Source organism: Methyloversatilis discipulorum, assembly GCF_000385375.1.
In the GTDB taxonomy this organism is placed as follows: Bacteria; Pseudomonadota; Gammaproteobacteria; order Burkholderiales; family Rhodocyclaceae; genus Methyloversatilis; species Methyloversatilis discipulorum_A.
Map to the genome: position 1 here is coordinate 1,045,638 of NZ_ARVV01000001.1, position 13,669 is coordinate 1,059,306.

General features: G+C 69.1%; 17 protein-coding genes. 13 read left to right on the forward strand and 4 right to left on the reverse strand.

Annotated features, from left to right (window positions below; all coding sequences use genetic code 11):
• Positions 1–82 precede the first annotated feature (82 nt).
• On the reverse strand, positions 83–952 hold the full coding sequence (locus METRZ18153_RS0104980; RefSeq protein WP_029143557.1) for a tRNA nucleotidyltransferase: 870 nt from the start codon (positions 950–952) through the stop codon (positions 83–85).
• Between the two features lie 194 nt (positions 953–1,146).
• Between METRZ18153_RS0104980 and METRZ18153_RS0104985 the strand changes: the two genes are divergently transcribed.
• From METRZ18153_RS0104985 to METRZ18153_RS0105000, 4 genes are all read left to right on the forward strand, one after another.
• A complete protein-coding gene (locus METRZ18153_RS0104985; protein WP_029143558.1) occupies positions 1,147–2,793 on the forward strand; it encodes a PhoX family protein in 1,647 nt (548 codons plus the stop codon).
• A gap of 22 nt (positions 2,794–2,815) precedes the next feature.
• Positions 2,816–3,385: a PEPxxWA-CTERM sorting domain-containing protein gene (locus tag METRZ18153_RS0104990; RefSeq protein ID WP_020163689.1), complete on the forward strand. Its 570-nt coding sequence runs from the start codon at positions 2,816–2,818 to the stop codon at positions 3,383–3,385.
• An 84-nt stretch (positions 3,386–3,469) separates the two neighbouring features.
• A complete protein-coding gene (locus METRZ18153_RS0104995; RefSeq protein WP_020163690.1) occupies positions 3,470–4,606 on the forward strand; it encodes a methyltransferase in 1,137 nt (378 codons plus the stop codon).
• Positions 4,603–4,890, forward strand: a complete 288-nt coding sequence (locus METRZ18153_RS0105000; RefSeq protein ID WP_029143559.1) for a DUF1330 domain-containing protein — start codon at positions 4,603–4,605, stop codon at positions 4,888–4,890. Before METRZ18153_RS0104995 ends, METRZ18153_RS0105000 begins: the two co-directional genes overlap by 4 nt.
• Before the next feature lie 28 nt (positions 4,891–4,918).
• Here METRZ18153_RS0105000 and METRZ18153_RS0105005 read toward each other — a convergent pair whose 3' ends face one another.
• Positions 4,919–5,125, reverse strand: a complete 207-nt coding sequence (locus METRZ18153_RS0105005) for a DUF2970 domain-containing protein (protein ID WP_232415971.1) — start codon at positions 5,123–5,125, stop codon at positions 4,919–4,921.
• A 73-nt stretch (positions 5,126–5,198) separates the two neighbouring features.
• On the opposite strand from METRZ18153_RS0105005, the gene METRZ18153_RS0105010 reads away from it, so the two are divergent.
• The 5 genes from METRZ18153_RS0105010 to METRZ18153_RS0105030 all read left to right on the forward strand — a co-directional run bounded on the left by METRZ18153_RS0105010 (position 5,199) and on the right by METRZ18153_RS0105030 (position 8,851).
• Positions 5,199–6,263, forward strand: coding sequence for a DUF2157 domain-containing protein (locus METRZ18153_RS0105010; RefSeq protein WP_020163693.1), 1,065 nt, complete (start codon positions 5,199–5,201; stop codon positions 6,261–6,263).
• On the forward strand, positions 6,260–7,093 hold the full coding sequence (locus tag METRZ18153_RS0105015; protein ID WP_020163694.1) for a DUF4824 family protein: 834 nt from the start codon (positions 6,260–6,262) through the stop codon (positions 7,091–7,093). Before METRZ18153_RS0105010 ends, METRZ18153_RS0105015 begins: the two co-directional genes overlap by 4 nt.
• Positions 7,090–7,323 carry a DUF3565 domain-containing protein gene (locus tag METRZ18153_RS0105020; RefSeq protein ID WP_020163695.1) on the forward strand — a complete coding sequence of 78 codons (234 nt, stop codon included), beginning with the start codon at positions 7,090–7,092 and terminating at the stop codon, positions 7,321–7,323. Before METRZ18153_RS0105015 ends, METRZ18153_RS0105020 begins: the two co-directional genes overlap by 4 nt.
• Before the next feature lie 34 nt (positions 7,324–7,357).
• Positions 7,358–7,990 carry a DUF1294 domain-containing protein gene (locus METRZ18153_RS0105025; RefSeq protein WP_020163696.1) on the forward strand — a complete coding sequence of 211 codons (633 nt, stop codon included), beginning with the start codon at positions 7,358–7,360 and terminating at the stop codon, positions 7,988–7,990.
• Between the two features lie 282 nt (positions 7,991–8,272).
• Complete coding sequence (locus METRZ18153_RS0105030; RefSeq protein WP_020163697.1) at positions 8,273–8,851, forward strand: NAD(P)H-dependent oxidoreductase; 579 nt, start codon at positions 8,273–8,275, stop codon at positions 8,849–8,851.
• A gap of 6 nt (positions 8,852–8,857) precedes the next feature.
• Here the strand turns inward: METRZ18153_RS0105030 and METRZ18153_RS0105035 are convergent, their stop codons facing one another.
• Together METRZ18153_RS0105035 and apaG are read right to left on the reverse strand one after the other, a co-directional pair.
• Complete coding sequence (locus tag METRZ18153_RS0105035) at positions 8,858–9,448, reverse strand: class I SAM-dependent methyltransferase (protein ID WP_020163698.1); 591 nt, start codon at positions 9,446–9,448, stop codon at positions 8,858–8,860.
• Between the two features lie 11 nt (positions 9,449–9,459).
• Positions 9,460–9,843 carry a Co2+/Mg2+ efflux protein ApaG gene (apaG, locus tag METRZ18153_RS0105040; protein ID WP_020163699.1) on the reverse strand — a complete coding sequence of 128 codons (384 nt, stop codon included), beginning with the start codon at positions 9,841–9,843 and terminating at the stop codon, positions 9,460–9,462.
• Between the two features lie 101 nt (positions 9,844–9,944).
• Between apaG and rpe the strand changes: the two genes are divergently transcribed.
• From rpe to crcB, 4 genes are all read left to right on the forward strand, one after another.
• Positions 9,945–10,652, forward strand: a complete 708-nt coding sequence (gene rpe / locus METRZ18153_RS0105045) for a ribulose-phosphate 3-epimerase (RefSeq protein WP_029143560.1) — start codon at positions 9,945–9,947, stop codon at positions 10,650–10,652.
• Positions 10,653–10,654: 2 nt separating this feature from the next.
• Positions 10,655–11,335 (forward strand): phosphoglycolate phosphatase, encoded by a 681-nt coding sequence (locus tag METRZ18153_RS0105050; protein WP_020163701.1) that lies wholly within the window; start codon positions 10,655–10,657, stop codon positions 11,333–11,335.
• 153 nt (positions 11,336–11,488) lie between these two features.
• A complete protein-coding gene (trpE, locus tag METRZ18153_RS0105055) occupies positions 11,489–12,961 on the forward strand; it encodes an anthranilate synthase component I (protein WP_020163702.1) in 1,473 nt (490 codons plus the stop codon).
• A 286-nt stretch (positions 12,962–13,247) separates the two neighbouring features.
• On the forward strand, positions 13,248–13,625 hold the full coding sequence (crcB, locus tag METRZ18153_RS0105060; protein WP_020163703.1) for a fluoride efflux transporter CrcB: 378 nt from the start codon (positions 13,248–13,250) through the stop codon (positions 13,623–13,625).
• The last annotated feature ends 44 nt before the right edge of the window (positions 13,626–13,669 follow it).

The following is a 13,669-nucleotide window of genomic DNA, read 5'->3' on the forward strand; positions in this document are numbered from 1 at the left end:
GCCAGCGCCCGCACCTTGCAGGAGCGAGCTTGCTCGCGATGGCGGCGTCGATTCGGCGCTGCAGCGCAGGCGGGGTCTTTGCCTACGCCCCCCAGCGCCGTGATTGCAGCGCAGCAGCCACCGCCTGCGCGCGCGCTTCGAGCAGGGCGTCGGTAGCAATCGCCGCTTCGTCGACGCCCCGGCAGGCGGACAGCGCGGCGCGCAGCATCGGTGCCTTGGGGTAGGGGCGGGAGGCGCGTCCCGGGTAGGCGCGGAAGTCGCAGGTGCATAACGTCATCAGCTGCTCGAAGCGCTCGGGCTGCCCGAAGGCATCCACCCGTTCCAGCATCGCCGTGATCGAACCGGCGCGCATTTCCGCCGCACGGTGCACGCGCTCGCATTCGGCGTTCGCCAGCAAGGCCAGATCGAGGCAGTCGTACGGCACGCCGAAACGCGCGCTGATCGCCTCGATGCGTGGCACCCCGCGCTCGATGTGCCGGTAGTGCACCGGCAGGTGCTCGCGCGGCGAATCCGACTTGCCGACGTTGAACACCAGCGCCGCGTAACGCACCGCGAACGGCGCTTCGCGGCGTGCAGCTTCATCGACGGTGCGCAGCAGGTGTTCGCCGATATCGACCTGGTCCGGGTCGTCCGCGATCTGCGGCACGCCGAACAGCGCGTCGACCTCCGGCAGCAGCACGGCCAGTGCGTCGCACTCGCGCAGCGCACGCAGCATGCGCGACGGCGCTCGCGCCGACAGGCCGCGCGCCAGTTCGCGCCAGATGATCTCGGGCGCGAGATCGGCCAGCACGCCTGCAGCCACCTGTTCGTACATCAGGTCCAGTGAGTCCTCGTCGATCCCGTCGTCCTGGCTCGCAGCGAGGGCCGCCATGCGCAGCACGGTGAGGGCGGGGCTGGCGAGCAGGTCGGTGAAGGACTTGCCGAACGGTCCGGGGGTCAGGTTTGCGCTCATGAGTTTCGTCGTCGTGAGGTGTCCGGTGCGCATTCTGGCGCCGTCGCGATGCAGTGCATCGTCGATGAGCTGACCTGCCGCCATCAGCCGGGGCCAATGGCCCGTTCGGACCACGTAGCGGCGCCGACGCCGTCATGCAGTCGACACCCGCCGCACCGATGATGAGAATCTCGTTACCGCGCCCGGAGTCCCGAATGTCCTCGTCCTGTATGTCTCCCAGCCGTCGCCGCCTGCTCCAGGGCTCCGGCGCGCTGGCCGCCACTCGCTTCACCGGCCTGATGGGCGCGCTGTATGCGCAGAACGCGCTGGCCGCCACCGGCAAGCAGACCGTGTCGGCCCTGTCGCCCTACGGCGCGCTGGCGCCGGTCAAGGATGCGACCACCGGCCTGCCGCTGCTGCAACTGCCGCCGGGCTTCAGCTACCGCAGCTTCGGCTGGACCGGCGACAGCATGAGCGACGGCAACCCGACGCCCGGCAATCACGACGGCATGGCCGTGGTCACGTCGCGCCGCGCCGGCCGCAGCACCGAACTCGTGCTGGTGCGCAACCACGAGCGCGGCCTCGTCGCCACACCGGCCGAAGCCATCCAGGCGCCGCGCAGCTACGCCACCCAGCCGGTGAACGGCATCATCACCGTGTATTACGGCAGCCTGCCCATCCGCATCGGCGTCGGTGGCATCGTGACCGACCCGTCGGCCGCCGCACCGGCGCCCTTCGTCGGCTACCCGGCCGGCGGCACCACCAACCTGCTGTTCCGCGACGCGGGCTGGGCCGGCACCACCGGCTCGATCGGCGGCACGCTGGGCAACTGCGCCGGCGGTCCGACGCCCTGGGGCACCTGGCTCACCTGCGAAGAAACCATCTACGACTTCTCCGGCATCGGCGGCAAGAAGCACGGCTATGTGTTCGAGGTTGACGCCGACGCCGGCGACTCGATCGCCGACCCCATCATCGGCATGGGCCGTTTCGTGCACGAAGCGGTGGCGGTCGACCCGACCACCGGCTACGTCTACGAAACCGAAGACAACCGCAACGTGTCGGCCTTCTTCCGCTACGTGCCGGCCGACACCTCGGGCGAACTGGGCAGCCTGCACAACGGCGGCAAGCTGCAGGCGGCGCGCATCAAAACCATCGTGCGCAAGGCCGCGCCGGCCACGCTGGCGCAGGCCAACGACCAGGGCCTGCTGAACCCGGACATCGGCGACGAGTACGAACTGGAGTGGGTGGACATCGCCAACCCCGACGCCGACCCGGTGGTTGTCGCCGGCCAGCCCGGCGGCGTCAGCCTCGCCTTCATGTCCGGCCCCACACACCAGGCAATCAGCCAGGGCGGCGCCCGCATGAGCCGCGGCGAAGGCATCTGGTATTCGGCCGGCAAGATGTTCATCGTCGATACCGCCGCCGGCACCGACAGCCGCTCGCGCGTTGGCCAGGGCGAAGGTGCGGTGTGGGAACTGACGCTGGCCACCATGCGCCTGCGCGCCATCTTCGTCAGCGGCAACCAGACCGCCGGCAACAACCCGGACAACGTCACCGTCAGCCCGCGCGGCGGCGTGCTGCTGTGCGAAGACGGCGGCGGCGCCACCGACGCCTACGGCAGCGGCAACCGCCTGCTCGGCCTGAACCCGGCCGGCGAGGCCTACATCTTCTGCAAGAACAACGTGAACCTCGCCGCCGACCAGATCGCCGTCGCCGGCAAGACCGTGGCCGCGGCCGACTATCGCAACTACGAATTCTGCGGCGCCTGCTTCGACCCGACCGGCCGCGTGCTGTTCGTGAACATGCAAACGCCGGGCATCACCGTGGCCATCACCGGCCCGTGGGCCAAGGGCAATCTCTAAGCACCGATCCGGGAGCCATCACATGAACATCCGCCACACCCTCGCCGCCGCGCTGTGCGCCCTCGCACTCGCCCCGGCCGCCCACGCCTACACGCTCGAAGTCGTCGCCGCCAACGGCAACACCGTGGACACCAGCTTCAGCACGCCTGACATGCTTTCGATCGACTTCGGTCTGATCAACACGCTGCCGGTCACGCTCACGCTGACGCGCGACGACAGCGACCTGCCGCTGCTGCCGTTCAATGCCATCGTCCGCAATTACATCGGTCTGGGCTTCGAAAGCCTGACGCTGACGATATCCGGCGGCCTGTTCAACACGCTGGGCAGCGCCGGCGGCACCTTCGGCTCGGTCGCCACCGTCACCGGCAGCCACGACAGCGCGCGCATCACCTTCAGCGGCCCGGAATACGTCGAAGCCGCGCTCGGCGACTGGTTCCTCGACGGCAGCCAGACCGACTTCGTGCTCGACATCGCCAACGCCACCGGCCCGGTCACCCTGACGCTGACTGCCGCGGTGCCCGAGCCTGAAGGCTGGGCCATGATGCTGGCCGGTCTGGGGTTGCTCGGCGCGGCGGCGCGTCGGCGTCGCTGATACTGCATTCGCTGCTCGCCCGGGATTGGTGTAGCGTGCTGCGCTCTTGCCGCGACAGCGGCTTCAGCGCGGACGGAATGGTCAGTGAGCGAAGCAGTTCTGCAATGGAATGAAGGCGATGTTCAACACAGCGTCCGCTGGCAATCCGAAGCCGGCGTAGCGCCCCCGAAGAAGGTGGTCGTCGCCGACGACACGCTGACTGCCGACATGGCCTTCCGGCTGGCGAGCGAGGGCACGGCGCTGCTGTGGCGCGGCGACTTCCAGAACGCGCGGCAGTTGCTGCAGGCGATGGCGCGGCGGGTGGATCGCAAGCCGCGCAAGCCGGCGGCCACGCTGCGCGATGCGTTCAATCAGCACCGGCTGGCGCAGTCGCAACGGGCGCGCACGCTGGGCATGCTGCTGATTCCGTTCGAGGCGGGTCACGTCATTCCGCTGCGCCGCGCGCCGGACGTGGTCGAGGCCTGCACGCAGGCGCACGGCGAAGCGGGCGAGCCCTATGTCTGTTCGCTGCGCGAGCTGCTGGGCGTGATCAGCGCCTACGAGTGGCGGCGCAACGGCGTCGACATTCCGGCGCTGGGCGCGCGCATCCATCCGCATTACGGCGTGTTCTCGCCGGTGCGCGGCGAGTATGTCGATCTGGTGGCGAAGGCGCCGCTGCCGGCGGCGCTGAAGAGCGATTCGACCGCTTTCGACATCGGCACCGGCACCGGTGTGCTGTCCGCGGTGCTGGCGAAGCGCGGCGTTGAGCGCGTGGTGGCGACCGATCAGGACGCACGCGCGCTGGCTTGTGCGCGCGACAACGTCGCGCGGCTGGGCATTGGTGCGCAGGTCGAGGTGATCGAAGCCGATCTGTTCCCGGCCGGCCGCGCGCCGCTGGTCGTGTGCAATCCGCCCTGGCTGCCGGCGCGGCCGAGTTCGCCGCTGGAGTACGCCGTCTATGACCCGGACAGCCGCATGCTGCGCGGTTTCCTCGCCGGGCTGGCGGCGCATCTGGCGCCAGGCGGCGAGGGCTGGCTCATCCTGTCGGACTTCGCCGAACACCTCGGTCTGCGCGCGCCGGACGAACTGGCGGGCCTGATCGATGCGGCCGGGCTGAAGGTGGCCGGCCGGCTCGACGCGCGTCCGCGTCATCCCAAGGCCGCCGACGCCACCGACCCGCTGCACGCGGCGCGGGCGAAGGAGGTGACGACGCTGTGGCGACTGGTGGCGGCCGACGCATGAGCTATTACGTGATCGGCCACATCCGCGTGCTGGACGCGTCGCGCTGGGCGGATTACCGCGCGCGCGTCGGTGCCACGCTGTCGCCCTTCGGTGGCGAGGTGGTGATGCGGGGCGGGGTGGACGTGGTGCTGGCCGGCGACTGGCCGGGCACCGATACCGTGGTGCTGCGCTTCGCCGATGCGGCCAGCGCGCGCGCCTGGCACGACTCGCCGGCCTATCAGGCGCTGGTGCCGCTGCGCGAGGCCGGGGCCGAGGTGGTGCTGGTCGGCTACGAGGGCGAATAGCCCGCTGGAGCCTTGTACGCCCGGCGCTTCAGCCGGTGGCCCACAACACGAGGCCGATCAGCACGACGTTGACCGCGATCGCGGCGAACAGCCCGCCGAGCAGGAAGTGCTGCGGGCCCAGCCCCTCGGTGGTGCGGTTGATCATCCGCGCGCGGCCGATGCCGGTGAAGGTGAGCAGGATGATTTTCAGCGCGCGCAGACTGCCGCGCAGCAACGGTACGGGGGCGTGATCCATCGTCCGATTGTGCCCGATCGGCAGGCTGCTGCGCTCGTGGCATCATGCGGCGATGACATCCGGAAGCGATCCGATGGACGACACCCTGTCCCGCACCGATGCGCAGCAGCGCGTGGATGACATTCACGCCTATCGCCGCGAACAGGCACGGCTGAGCGCCGACGGCATGGCGGCGGCCGATGCGGCGGCGATCCGCGCACATCACGACGCACTGCTCGCACGCTTTGCCGCACGGCCCGATGTCGACACCACTCAGCGCGCGCGCCAGCTCACGCTGGGCCTGCGCATCGCGTCCTTCCTCGGCGCGCTGGCGCTGGCGGCCAGCGTGTTCTTCCTGTTCCGCCAGTACTGGCCGCTGTTTCCGGAAGCCGTGCAGGTGCTCGTGCTGGCCGGCGCTTCGCTCGGCACGCTGGTGCTCACCGCCTGGCTGCACCGGCGCGACGCTTCCGGCTACTTCACCAAGCTGGCCGCGCTGGTGGCCTTCGCCTGCTTCGTGCTGAACCTGAGCCTGCTCGGTTCCAGTTTCAACATCACCCCGTCGGACAAGGCGCTGCTGCCGTGGGCCGCGTTCGCGCTGCTGCTCGCCTACACCTGCGAACTGCGTCTGCTGCTGGTGGCCGGGCTGGTCTGCATCACCGGCTTCATCGCCGCCCGCGTCGGCAGCTGGTCGGGCATGTACTGGCTCAGCGTCGGTGAGCGGCCGGAACATTTCTTCCCAGCGGCGCTGCTCATGTTCTGCGTTCCGTTCTTCGTCGATCACCGGCGGCATCCAGGTTTCGACGCGACCTGGCGGCTGGTCGCGCTGCTCGCGCTCTTCCTGCCCATGCTGGTGCTGTCGAACTGGGGCCGCGCGAGCTATCTGCCCTTCGATGCGGATGTGGTCGAAGGCTTCTATCAGCTGGGCGGCTTCGTTGCCGGCGGCCTGCTGACCTGGCTCGGCGCGCGTCGCGGCTGGCCGGAGGTGATGAATACCGCGGTCGTGTTCTTCGTCATCTTTCTGTACACCAAGCTGTTCGACTGGTGGTGGGCGGTGATGCCGAAATTCCTGTTCTTCCTCGTGCTCGGCCTGGTGGCGCTGCTGGTCATCCTGGTGCTGAAGCGGCTGCGCGCGGTGACGCAGACGGAGGGCGAGCGATGAGGCGCGCGCAGAAAATCCTGCTGGTGGGCGGTGTGGCCCTCATCGTCGCGGTGAATGCCTTCGTGCTGGCGGGTGTCGCGTGGAACCGCTCGGGCGTGCCCGGCAGTGCGCTCACCCTCACGCAGCGCGAGCTCAGTCTGCCGTACGCCTTCGGGCTGGACGGCGAGCGCGGCGGCGTCGAAGTGGCGCTGCTCTGGCGCGCGCCGATGCGCGACGACAATGCGGATGCCGCCTACGACATGCACTACGGCCGCGGCCCCGACTGGCTGGGTGCAGACAAGCTGCGCGAACTGGGCTTCGATCTGAAGGACGAGCACGACGCCTATCGCCAGAAGCGCGAGGTGTATGTCGTGCTCGAACTGGCGGGTGCCGACTGGCAGGCTGCGCTTGCCCAGGCGCAGCGCCGGCTTGACAGGGCGCTCGCCCGCGGTAACGCCGAAAAGCAGGATTTCGATGCGCAGAAGTCGGCACAGGAGGCACTGAAATACGAGCAGCACAAGGCGTCGCGCCTGTTCGCCGTCGACGCCGGGCTGGACGCCGCGGCGCTGCGCCAGCGCTATCCGGACACGCATCGCCACCTCATCGTCGTGGCGACGGTGACGCCGTCGGTAATGGTGATCGACAAGAAGACCACCTTCAGCGGCCACATCGGCGAACTGGCGGTCGCCCGCATCAGCGTGCCGCACGCGCTGCGTGGGGCGATGGACGGCATCGACCGCAGCGCGCTCGACAGCGGTCGCGCCGCCTTCGAAATGGACGTTGCGTGGGGCCGGCGCTTCGAGCCGTGGGTGACCGCGGTGCGGCCGCAGCGCACGGCGGCGGCTGAATGAAGCAGCCGATCACCGGCTATCTGATCGACGAGGAGGGGGACTGGGTTGCCCGGCTGGCCTGCGGGCACCGCCAGCACGTGCGCCACCACCCGCCCTTCATCAACCGCCCCTGGGTGGTGACGGAAGAGGGGCGTGCCGCCCACCTCGGCGCGCTGCTCAACTGCCCGCGCTGCGACGCCTACGAGTGGCCGGACCACATCGTCGAACAGGCAGGGCGCGACCAGCGGTGATATCGTCCGCAACCTCTTTTCCGGGGTAAGCAGCATGCGCAGCGAAGGTCGCATCCGGTCGTGGAAGGACGACAAGGGTTTCGGGTTCATCACGCCGGACGGCGGTGGCGAGGACGTGTTCGTGCACATCAGTTCGTTCGACGCCGAAGGACATCGGCCGAGCGAGGGCGAACGCGTCGTGTTCGATCTTGGCCGCGACCGCAAGGGCCGGCGCTGCGCGCAGCGCGTGACGCTGGCGGGCGTGCCGCTGAAGACACGACGGGTCGAGGTGCGCGACGAGGCGTCGCCGGCGCAGTGGGGCGGTGCGACGCTGTTCCTGATCCCCGCCTTCCTGCTGCTGATGGTGGTGGTGAGCGTGCTGTGGCAGGCGCCGCACGGCTGGTTCCTGCTCTACCTGACGGTCAGCCTGGTGACCTTCGCGCTGTACGCGATCGACAAACAGCAGGCCGCAATCGGCGCGATGCGCGTGCCCGAACCGCGCCTGCACCTGCTGGCCCTGGTCGGCGGCTGGCCGGGCGCGCTGCTGGCGCAGCAGTTCCTGCGCCACAAGACGGTGAAAGCCTCGTTCCGGCGCGGTTTCTGGATCACGGTGGTGGGAAATGTCGCGCTCTTCCTGCTGCTGACCAGCCCGTTCGGGCGCCCGCTGGTGGCGCGGCTGCTCGGCTGAAGGGCTGACTCATACTCTCGAGCCGGCGCCGCGCCCAACCCGCCGCCGCTGTCGGGGTCAGAAGACCCCTCCCACAGAAACCCAGCCCGGGCACCGGCCGAGGGTCTGGGCGCGTCCTCTGTGGGAGCGGCCTTGGCCGCGACGCGGTCGCGGTGTGCCGCAGGCTGTTGTTCCGCGCTTGCAGCGCAATTCTTCAGTTCGATACCCGACCCTGATCCCGCTCAAGGGCCGAACGCTTTCGGCTGGTCATGATGAAGGCCTGTGCATCGCAGGAGCCCGGCCATGAGCCGCATCGTCGTCATCCAGGGTCACCCGGAATCCCGCCCCGGGCTGTTGCGCGCGCTGGCCGACAGCTATGTCGCCGCGGCGCGTGAAGCGGGGCATGCGGTCAGCGTGATCGACGTCAGCCAGCTCGCCTTTCCGCTGCTGCGCTCGAAAGCCGAGTGGTCGGCGCCGGCCGAGGGCGACATTGCGCAGGCCCAGGCGCTGATCGCCGACGCCGAACATCTGGTGGTGTTCTTTCCGATCTGGCTGGGCACGTTGCCGGCGGTGCTGAAGGCCTTCTTCGAACAGGTGTTCCGCCCGGGTTTCGCGATCGGCGAAGGGCGCGGGCGCAATCCGTTCACGCGGCTGCTCACCGGACGTTCGGCGCGGCTGGTGGTAGCTATGGGCATGCCGGCCTGGCTGTTCCGCACCTTCTATCTGGCGCACGGCGTCATGAGCTTCAAGCGCAACATCCTGCATTTCGTCGGCATCCAGCCGGTGCGCACTACGCTGATCGGCAGCGTAGACGCGATGGACGACGCCGGGCGGGCGCGCTGGCACGAACGCATGCGGCGTCTCGGCCGCGCGGCTGCGTGAGCCGGCTCAGGTACGCAGCAGTCTCACCTGTCTGAACCAGCCGCCGAAGGCCGCCGGTTCGTCGCTGACGATGCCGAAGGGCAGGCCGTCGAGCGCGTCTTCGAGCACCACGTCGAGCCGGGTGGCGATGCGGCCCGCCAGCGGCGACAGCAGGCGACGCAGCGGGGCCGGGCGGCCGCGGCGCAGGAACTTGTCCAGCACCAGCGCCGCGCCGCCGGGGCGCAACACGCGCGCCGCTTCACGCAGGCAGGCGGCGCCGTCCGGCACCACGGCGACGATCAGATGCAGCACCACGCAGTCGAACTGCGCGTCGGCGAAGGGCAGGCGCATCGCGTCGCCGCGCACGGGCGCGTAGTTCAGGCCCGAGGCGCGCGGCAGGCTGCGCGCCAGCATGGCGGCGTTGAAGTCGATCGCGGTGTAGCGGTGATCAGCGGGCAGATGGGGCAGGTCCAGCCCGGTGCCGACGCCGACCAGCAGCACGTCGGACGCTGTGCGTGGCAGGTGGGCCAGGCTGGCGCGGCGCGCGGCGCGCGACGCGGCGGCGACCACCGTGTCGTAGAGGGGAGCGAGGCGGGTGTAGGACGAGGCGAGCGACATCGCCCCGTCGCTCAGTGCAGCACGCGTGGCATGGCCAGCGTGAATTCGGGAATGTCGGCTTCGAACTGCGTGCCGTCTTCGGCCACCATCTGGTAGCTGCCGCGCATCGTGCCGACCGGCGTGTTCAGCGCGCAGCCGCTGGTGTATTCGAACTTCTCGCCGGCCTTCAGCAGCGGCTGCTGGCCGATCACGCCGAGCCCGCGCACCTGCTGTTCGGCGTTGTGGGCGTCGCGGATGATCCAGTGCCGGCTGATCAGCTGCGCCGGCACGGTGCCGGTGTTGGTGATGCTGACCGTGTAGGCGAACACGAAGCGGCTGTCCTCGGGGTCGGACTGCTCTTCGACATAGCGTGCCTGCACGCTTACCGTCACTTCGTATTTTTTCGCTTCGGCCATGGCCCTTATTTAACCGAAGTCTGATGACGCGGCAAGCGCTGCGGCAGGAAGGCGCGTGTCCGACCCGATACAATCGCGGCTTCGACCTTCGGAGCCGCACCGTGAGCACCACCAATCTGGATTACCTGATCGCCCCCAGCATTCTGTCCGCCGACTTCGCCGCACTCGGCCAGGAAGTGCGCAACGTCATCGCCTCGGGCGCCGACTGGATACATTTCGACGTGATGGACAACCATTACGTGCCCAACCTGACCATCGGCCCGCTGGTGTGCCAGGCGCTGCGCCCGCACACCGAAGCGGTGATCGACGTGCACCTGATGGTGAAGCCGGTGGACCGCATCATTCCCGATTTCGCCAAGGCCGGTGCCAACGTAATCACCTTCCACCCGGAAGCGTCCGAGCACATCGACCGCACGCTGTCGCTGATCCGCGAGCACGGCTGCCAGGCCGGCCTGGTGTTCAACCCGGCCACGCCGCTGCACTACCTCGACCACGTGATGGACCGCCTCGACGTCGTGCTGCTGATGTCGGTGAACCCGGGCTTCGGCGGCCAGAGCTTCATTCCGTCCTCGCTCGACAAGCTGCGCGCGGTGCGCGCCCGCCTCGACGAGTACGTGTCGCGCACCGGCCGCCACATCCGGCTGGAGATCGACGGCGGCGTCAAGATCGACAACATCGCCGAGATTGCGCGCGCCGGGGCCGACACCTTCGTCGCCGGCTCGGCCGTGTTCGGTGCCGGCAAGGACAGCGACCCGCACCGCTACGACAGTGTGATCGCCGCGCTGCGCAAGCAGCTGGACGCCGTCTGAGCATGACGCAGCGCTTCTCGGTCGCCGCCATCACCTTCGACCTCGACGGCACGCTGCTCGACACCGTGCCCGATCTCGCCGCCGCGGCACAGGACATGGCGGCCGAACTGGGCATCCCGCCGCGCCGCGAGGACGAGGTGCGGGTGTTCGTCGGTCGCGGCATTCCGAATCTGGTCGAACGCTGCCTCGGCGAGCGGGCGCAGGACGCGGCTCTTCTCGCGCGGGCGATCGAGGTATTCAAGCGCTGCTACCGGGTGCGCAACGGCGAGCGCGCCGTGCCCTACGACGGCGCGCACGATACGCTGGTGGCGCTGCAGAAGGCTGGCTTCAGGCTGGCCTGCGTCACCAACAAGGCGGTTGATTTCACACTGCCGCTGCTCGAACAGATGGACATGCGCCAGTACTTCGGCAGCGTGGTCGGTGGCGACACCCTGCCGCAGAAGAAGCCGGACCCGGCGCCGCTGCTGCACGCCGTGCGCGAACTGGGCGTGGCGCCGTCGGCCGCGCTGCACGTCGGCGACTCGTACAACGACATCGACTGCGCGCGCAATGCCGGCATTCCGGTGCTGGGCGTGCCCTGGGGCTACAGCGAGGGGCGCGTGCTGGACGCAAAAGATTGCGATGGGCTACTATCTTCGCTCCCCGATCTGCTCTCGCGGGTCGCACTTCCGACCGAACACTGAATGGACAGCCTGACTTCCAAGGAGACACCCGCCCGCAGCTGCGCGCCCGCGCCCCTGCACGGGTACCTGTGGCGAGCCGCCTGAGTCCGCTCCTGGTCAGGCGCGCGCGGTGACACCGCGGCGTCGTTCAAAACCCCGCTCTCCGGTCTGTCCATGAATCAAGATCAATTCGAGGCGCTCGCCCGCGCCGGCTACAACCGCATCCCCGTTTCGCGCCAGGCACTGGCCGATCTCGACACCCCGCTGTCCGCCTATCTGAAACTGGCCGACGTACCGTATTCCTATCTGCTGGAATCGGTGCAGGGCGGCGAGCGCTGGGGCCGTTACTCGATACTCGGCCTGCCGGCGCAGACGCGCATCGTCGTGCGCCGCGACCGGATCGAGGTGCTGCGCGACGACGCCGTGATCGAGCGGACGGAAAGCAGCGACCCGCTGGCCTTCGTTCAGGCCTTCCTCGGCCGCTACCGCGTGCCCGACCTGCCGGGCCTGCCGCGCTTTTCCGGCGGTCTGGTCGGCTATTTCGGTTACGACGTCGTGCGCTACGTCGAGCACCGGCTCGCCGCCGGCTGGGACAAGGCCGACCCGCTGGGCGTGCCGGACATCCATCTGCTGCTGTCGGACGAACTGGCGGTGTTCGACAACCTGTCCGGCCGGCTCACCTTCATCGTCTATGCCGACCCGGAAAAGCCGGACGCGCTGGTCAATGCGCATCTGCGCCTCGACGCGCTGACCGCGCGCCTGCGTTCGCCGCTGCGCGAGCCCGACACCCCGCGCGGCGAATCGGTGGCCGCCGAATCCGGCTTCGGCCATGACGCCTACTGCGCCGCGGTGGAGAAGGCGAAGCGCTACATCTTCGACGGCGACATCATGCAGGTGGTGCCGTCGCAGCGCATGAGCAAGCCGCTGGCGACGACGCCGATGGCGGTGTATCGCGCGCTGCGTGCGCTGAATCCGTCGCCCTACATGTATTTCTTCAATCTGGGCGACACGCACATCGTCGGCGCCAGCCCGGAAATCCTCGCCCGCCTCGAAGGCGACAAGGTGACGGTGCGTCCGATCGCCGGCACCCGCAAGCGCGGCGCCACGCCTGAGGAGGACCGCGCGCTGGCCGAGGATCTGCTGTCGGACGAGAAGGAACGCGCCGAGCACATCATGCTGGTCGACCTCGGTCGCAACGACCTCGGCCGCGTCGCCGCCACCGGTACGGTCGAGGTGACCGACCGCATGGTGGTCGAGAAGTACTCGCACGTGATGCACATCGTCAGCAATGTCGAAGGCGTGCTGAAGCCGGGCCTGACCGCGATGGACGTGCTGCGCGCCACCTTCCCGGCTGGCACCGTCAGCGGTGCGCCCAAGGTGCGGGCGATGGAAATCATCGACGAGCTGGAACCGGTCAAGCGCGGCATCTATTCCGGCGCAGTCGGCTACCTCGGCTTCAACGGCGGCATGGACGTTGCGATCGCGCTGCGCACCGCGGTGATCAAGGACGGCGTGCTGCACGCCCAGGCCGGTGGTGGCGTGGTGATGGATTCGACGCCCGAAGGCGAATGGCAGGAAACGCTGAACAAAGCACGCGCCGTGCTGCGAGCGGCAGAACTGGCCGAAGCGGGGCTGACGCCCGGCTGAGTCCGGACCAGAACCGCCGCCCGCGGTTTTGTTGGAGCGAGCTTGCTCGCGATGCGGCTGTTGTCGGCCGCCGGCTTCGATCGATGCGGCAATCGCGAGCAAGTTCGCTCCCACAGGGAATGCACCCGACCCGCGGCCGGCGCCGGGGGTCTGTGGGAGGGGTCTCCTGACCCCGACTGCGGCGGATATCGAAGCCTGCGGGCAGCAGAGGCCGCTCCCACAGGAGGCGAGCCGATGCCCGGTCTGCCCCTACAATTCAGGCCTCGAACACATCCGGTAGTGCGACATGCAGAACTTCATTGCCGTCGGTGGCGGCGCCGCGCTGGGTGCATGGATGCGCTGGGGTCTTTCGCTGGCGCTGAACCCGCTGTTCGCAGGCTTCCCGCTCGGTACGCTGGTGGCCAACCTGATCGGCGGCCTGCTGATGGGGGTGGCGCTGGCGGTGCTGCAGGCCATGCCCGAGTTGCCGGCCCATCTGCGCCTGCTCGTGACCACCGGATTCCTCGGTGGCCTGACCACCTTCTCCAGCTTTTCCGGCGAGGTGTTCGCGCTGTTCGAACGCGGCCACACCGGCTGGGCGCTGGTTGCGGTGGCGGCTCATGTGCTCGGTTCGCTGGCGATGACCGCGCTGGGCTGGTGGGGCTGGCAGCTGCTGCGCGGCTGAGCGGTTCGCGCAGGCGCCGTCTTTCGCGGACAATGGCGCCCTTT

Bases quoted from the DNA above. Each gene is read 5' to 3' on its own strand.
- METRZ18153_RS0104980 (WP_029143557.1), bottom strand. From the start codon at position 952: ATGAGCGCAAACCTGACCCCCGGACCGTTCGGCAAGTCCTTCACCGAC.
- METRZ18153_RS0104985 (WP_029143558.1), top strand. From the start codon at position 1,147: ATGTCCTCGTCCTGTATGTCTCCCAGCCGTCGCCGCCTGCTCCAGGGC.
- METRZ18153_RS0104990 (WP_020163689.1), top strand. From the start codon at position 2,816: ATGAACATCCGCCACACCCTCGCCGCCGCGCTGTGCGCCCTCGCACTC.
- METRZ18153_RS0105000 (WP_029143559.1), top strand. From the start codon at position 4,603: ATGAGCTATTACGTGATCGGCCACATCCGCGTGCTGGACGCGTCGCGC.
- METRZ18153_RS0105005 (WP_232415971.1), bottom strand. From the start codon at position 5,125: ATGGATCACGCCCCCGTACCGTTGCTGCGCGGCAGTCTGCGCGCGCTG.
- METRZ18153_RS0105010 (WP_020163693.1), top strand. From the start codon at position 5,199: ATGGACGACACCCTGTCCCGCACCGATGCGCAGCAGCGCGTGGATGAC.
- METRZ18153_RS0105015 (WP_020163694.1), top strand. From the start codon at position 6,260: ATGAGGCGCGCGCAGAAAATCCTGCTGGTGGGCGGTGTGGCCCTCATC.
- METRZ18153_RS0105020 (WP_020163695.1), top strand. From the start codon at position 7,090: ATGAAGCAGCCGATCACCGGCTATCTGATCGACGAGGAGGGGGACTGG.
- METRZ18153_RS0105025 (WP_020163696.1), top strand. From the start codon at position 7,358: ATGCGCAGCGAAGGTCGCATCCGGTCGTGGAAGGACGACAAGGGTTTC.
- METRZ18153_RS0105030 (WP_020163697.1), top strand. From the start codon at position 8,273: ATGAGCCGCATCGTCGTCATCCAGGGTCACCCGGAATCCCGCCCCGGG.
- METRZ18153_RS0105035 (WP_020163698.1), bottom strand. From the start codon at position 9,448: ATGTCGCTCGCCTCGTCCTACACCCGCCTCGCTCCCCTCTACGACACG.
- apaG (WP_020163699.1), bottom strand. From the start codon at position 9,843: ATGGCCGAAGCGAAAAAATACGAAGTGACGGTAAGCGTGCAGGCACGC.
- METRZ18153_RS0105050 (WP_020163701.1), top strand. From the start codon at position 10,655: ATGACGCAGCGCTTCTCGGTCGCCGCCATCACCTTCGACCTCGACGGC.
- trpE (WP_020163702.1), top strand. From the start codon at position 11,489: ATGAATCAAGATCAATTCGAGGCGCTCGCCCGCGCCGGCTACAACCGC.
- crcB (WP_020163703.1), top strand. From the start codon at position 13,248: ATGCAGAACTTCATTGCCGTCGGTGGCGGCGCCGCGCTGGGTGCATGG.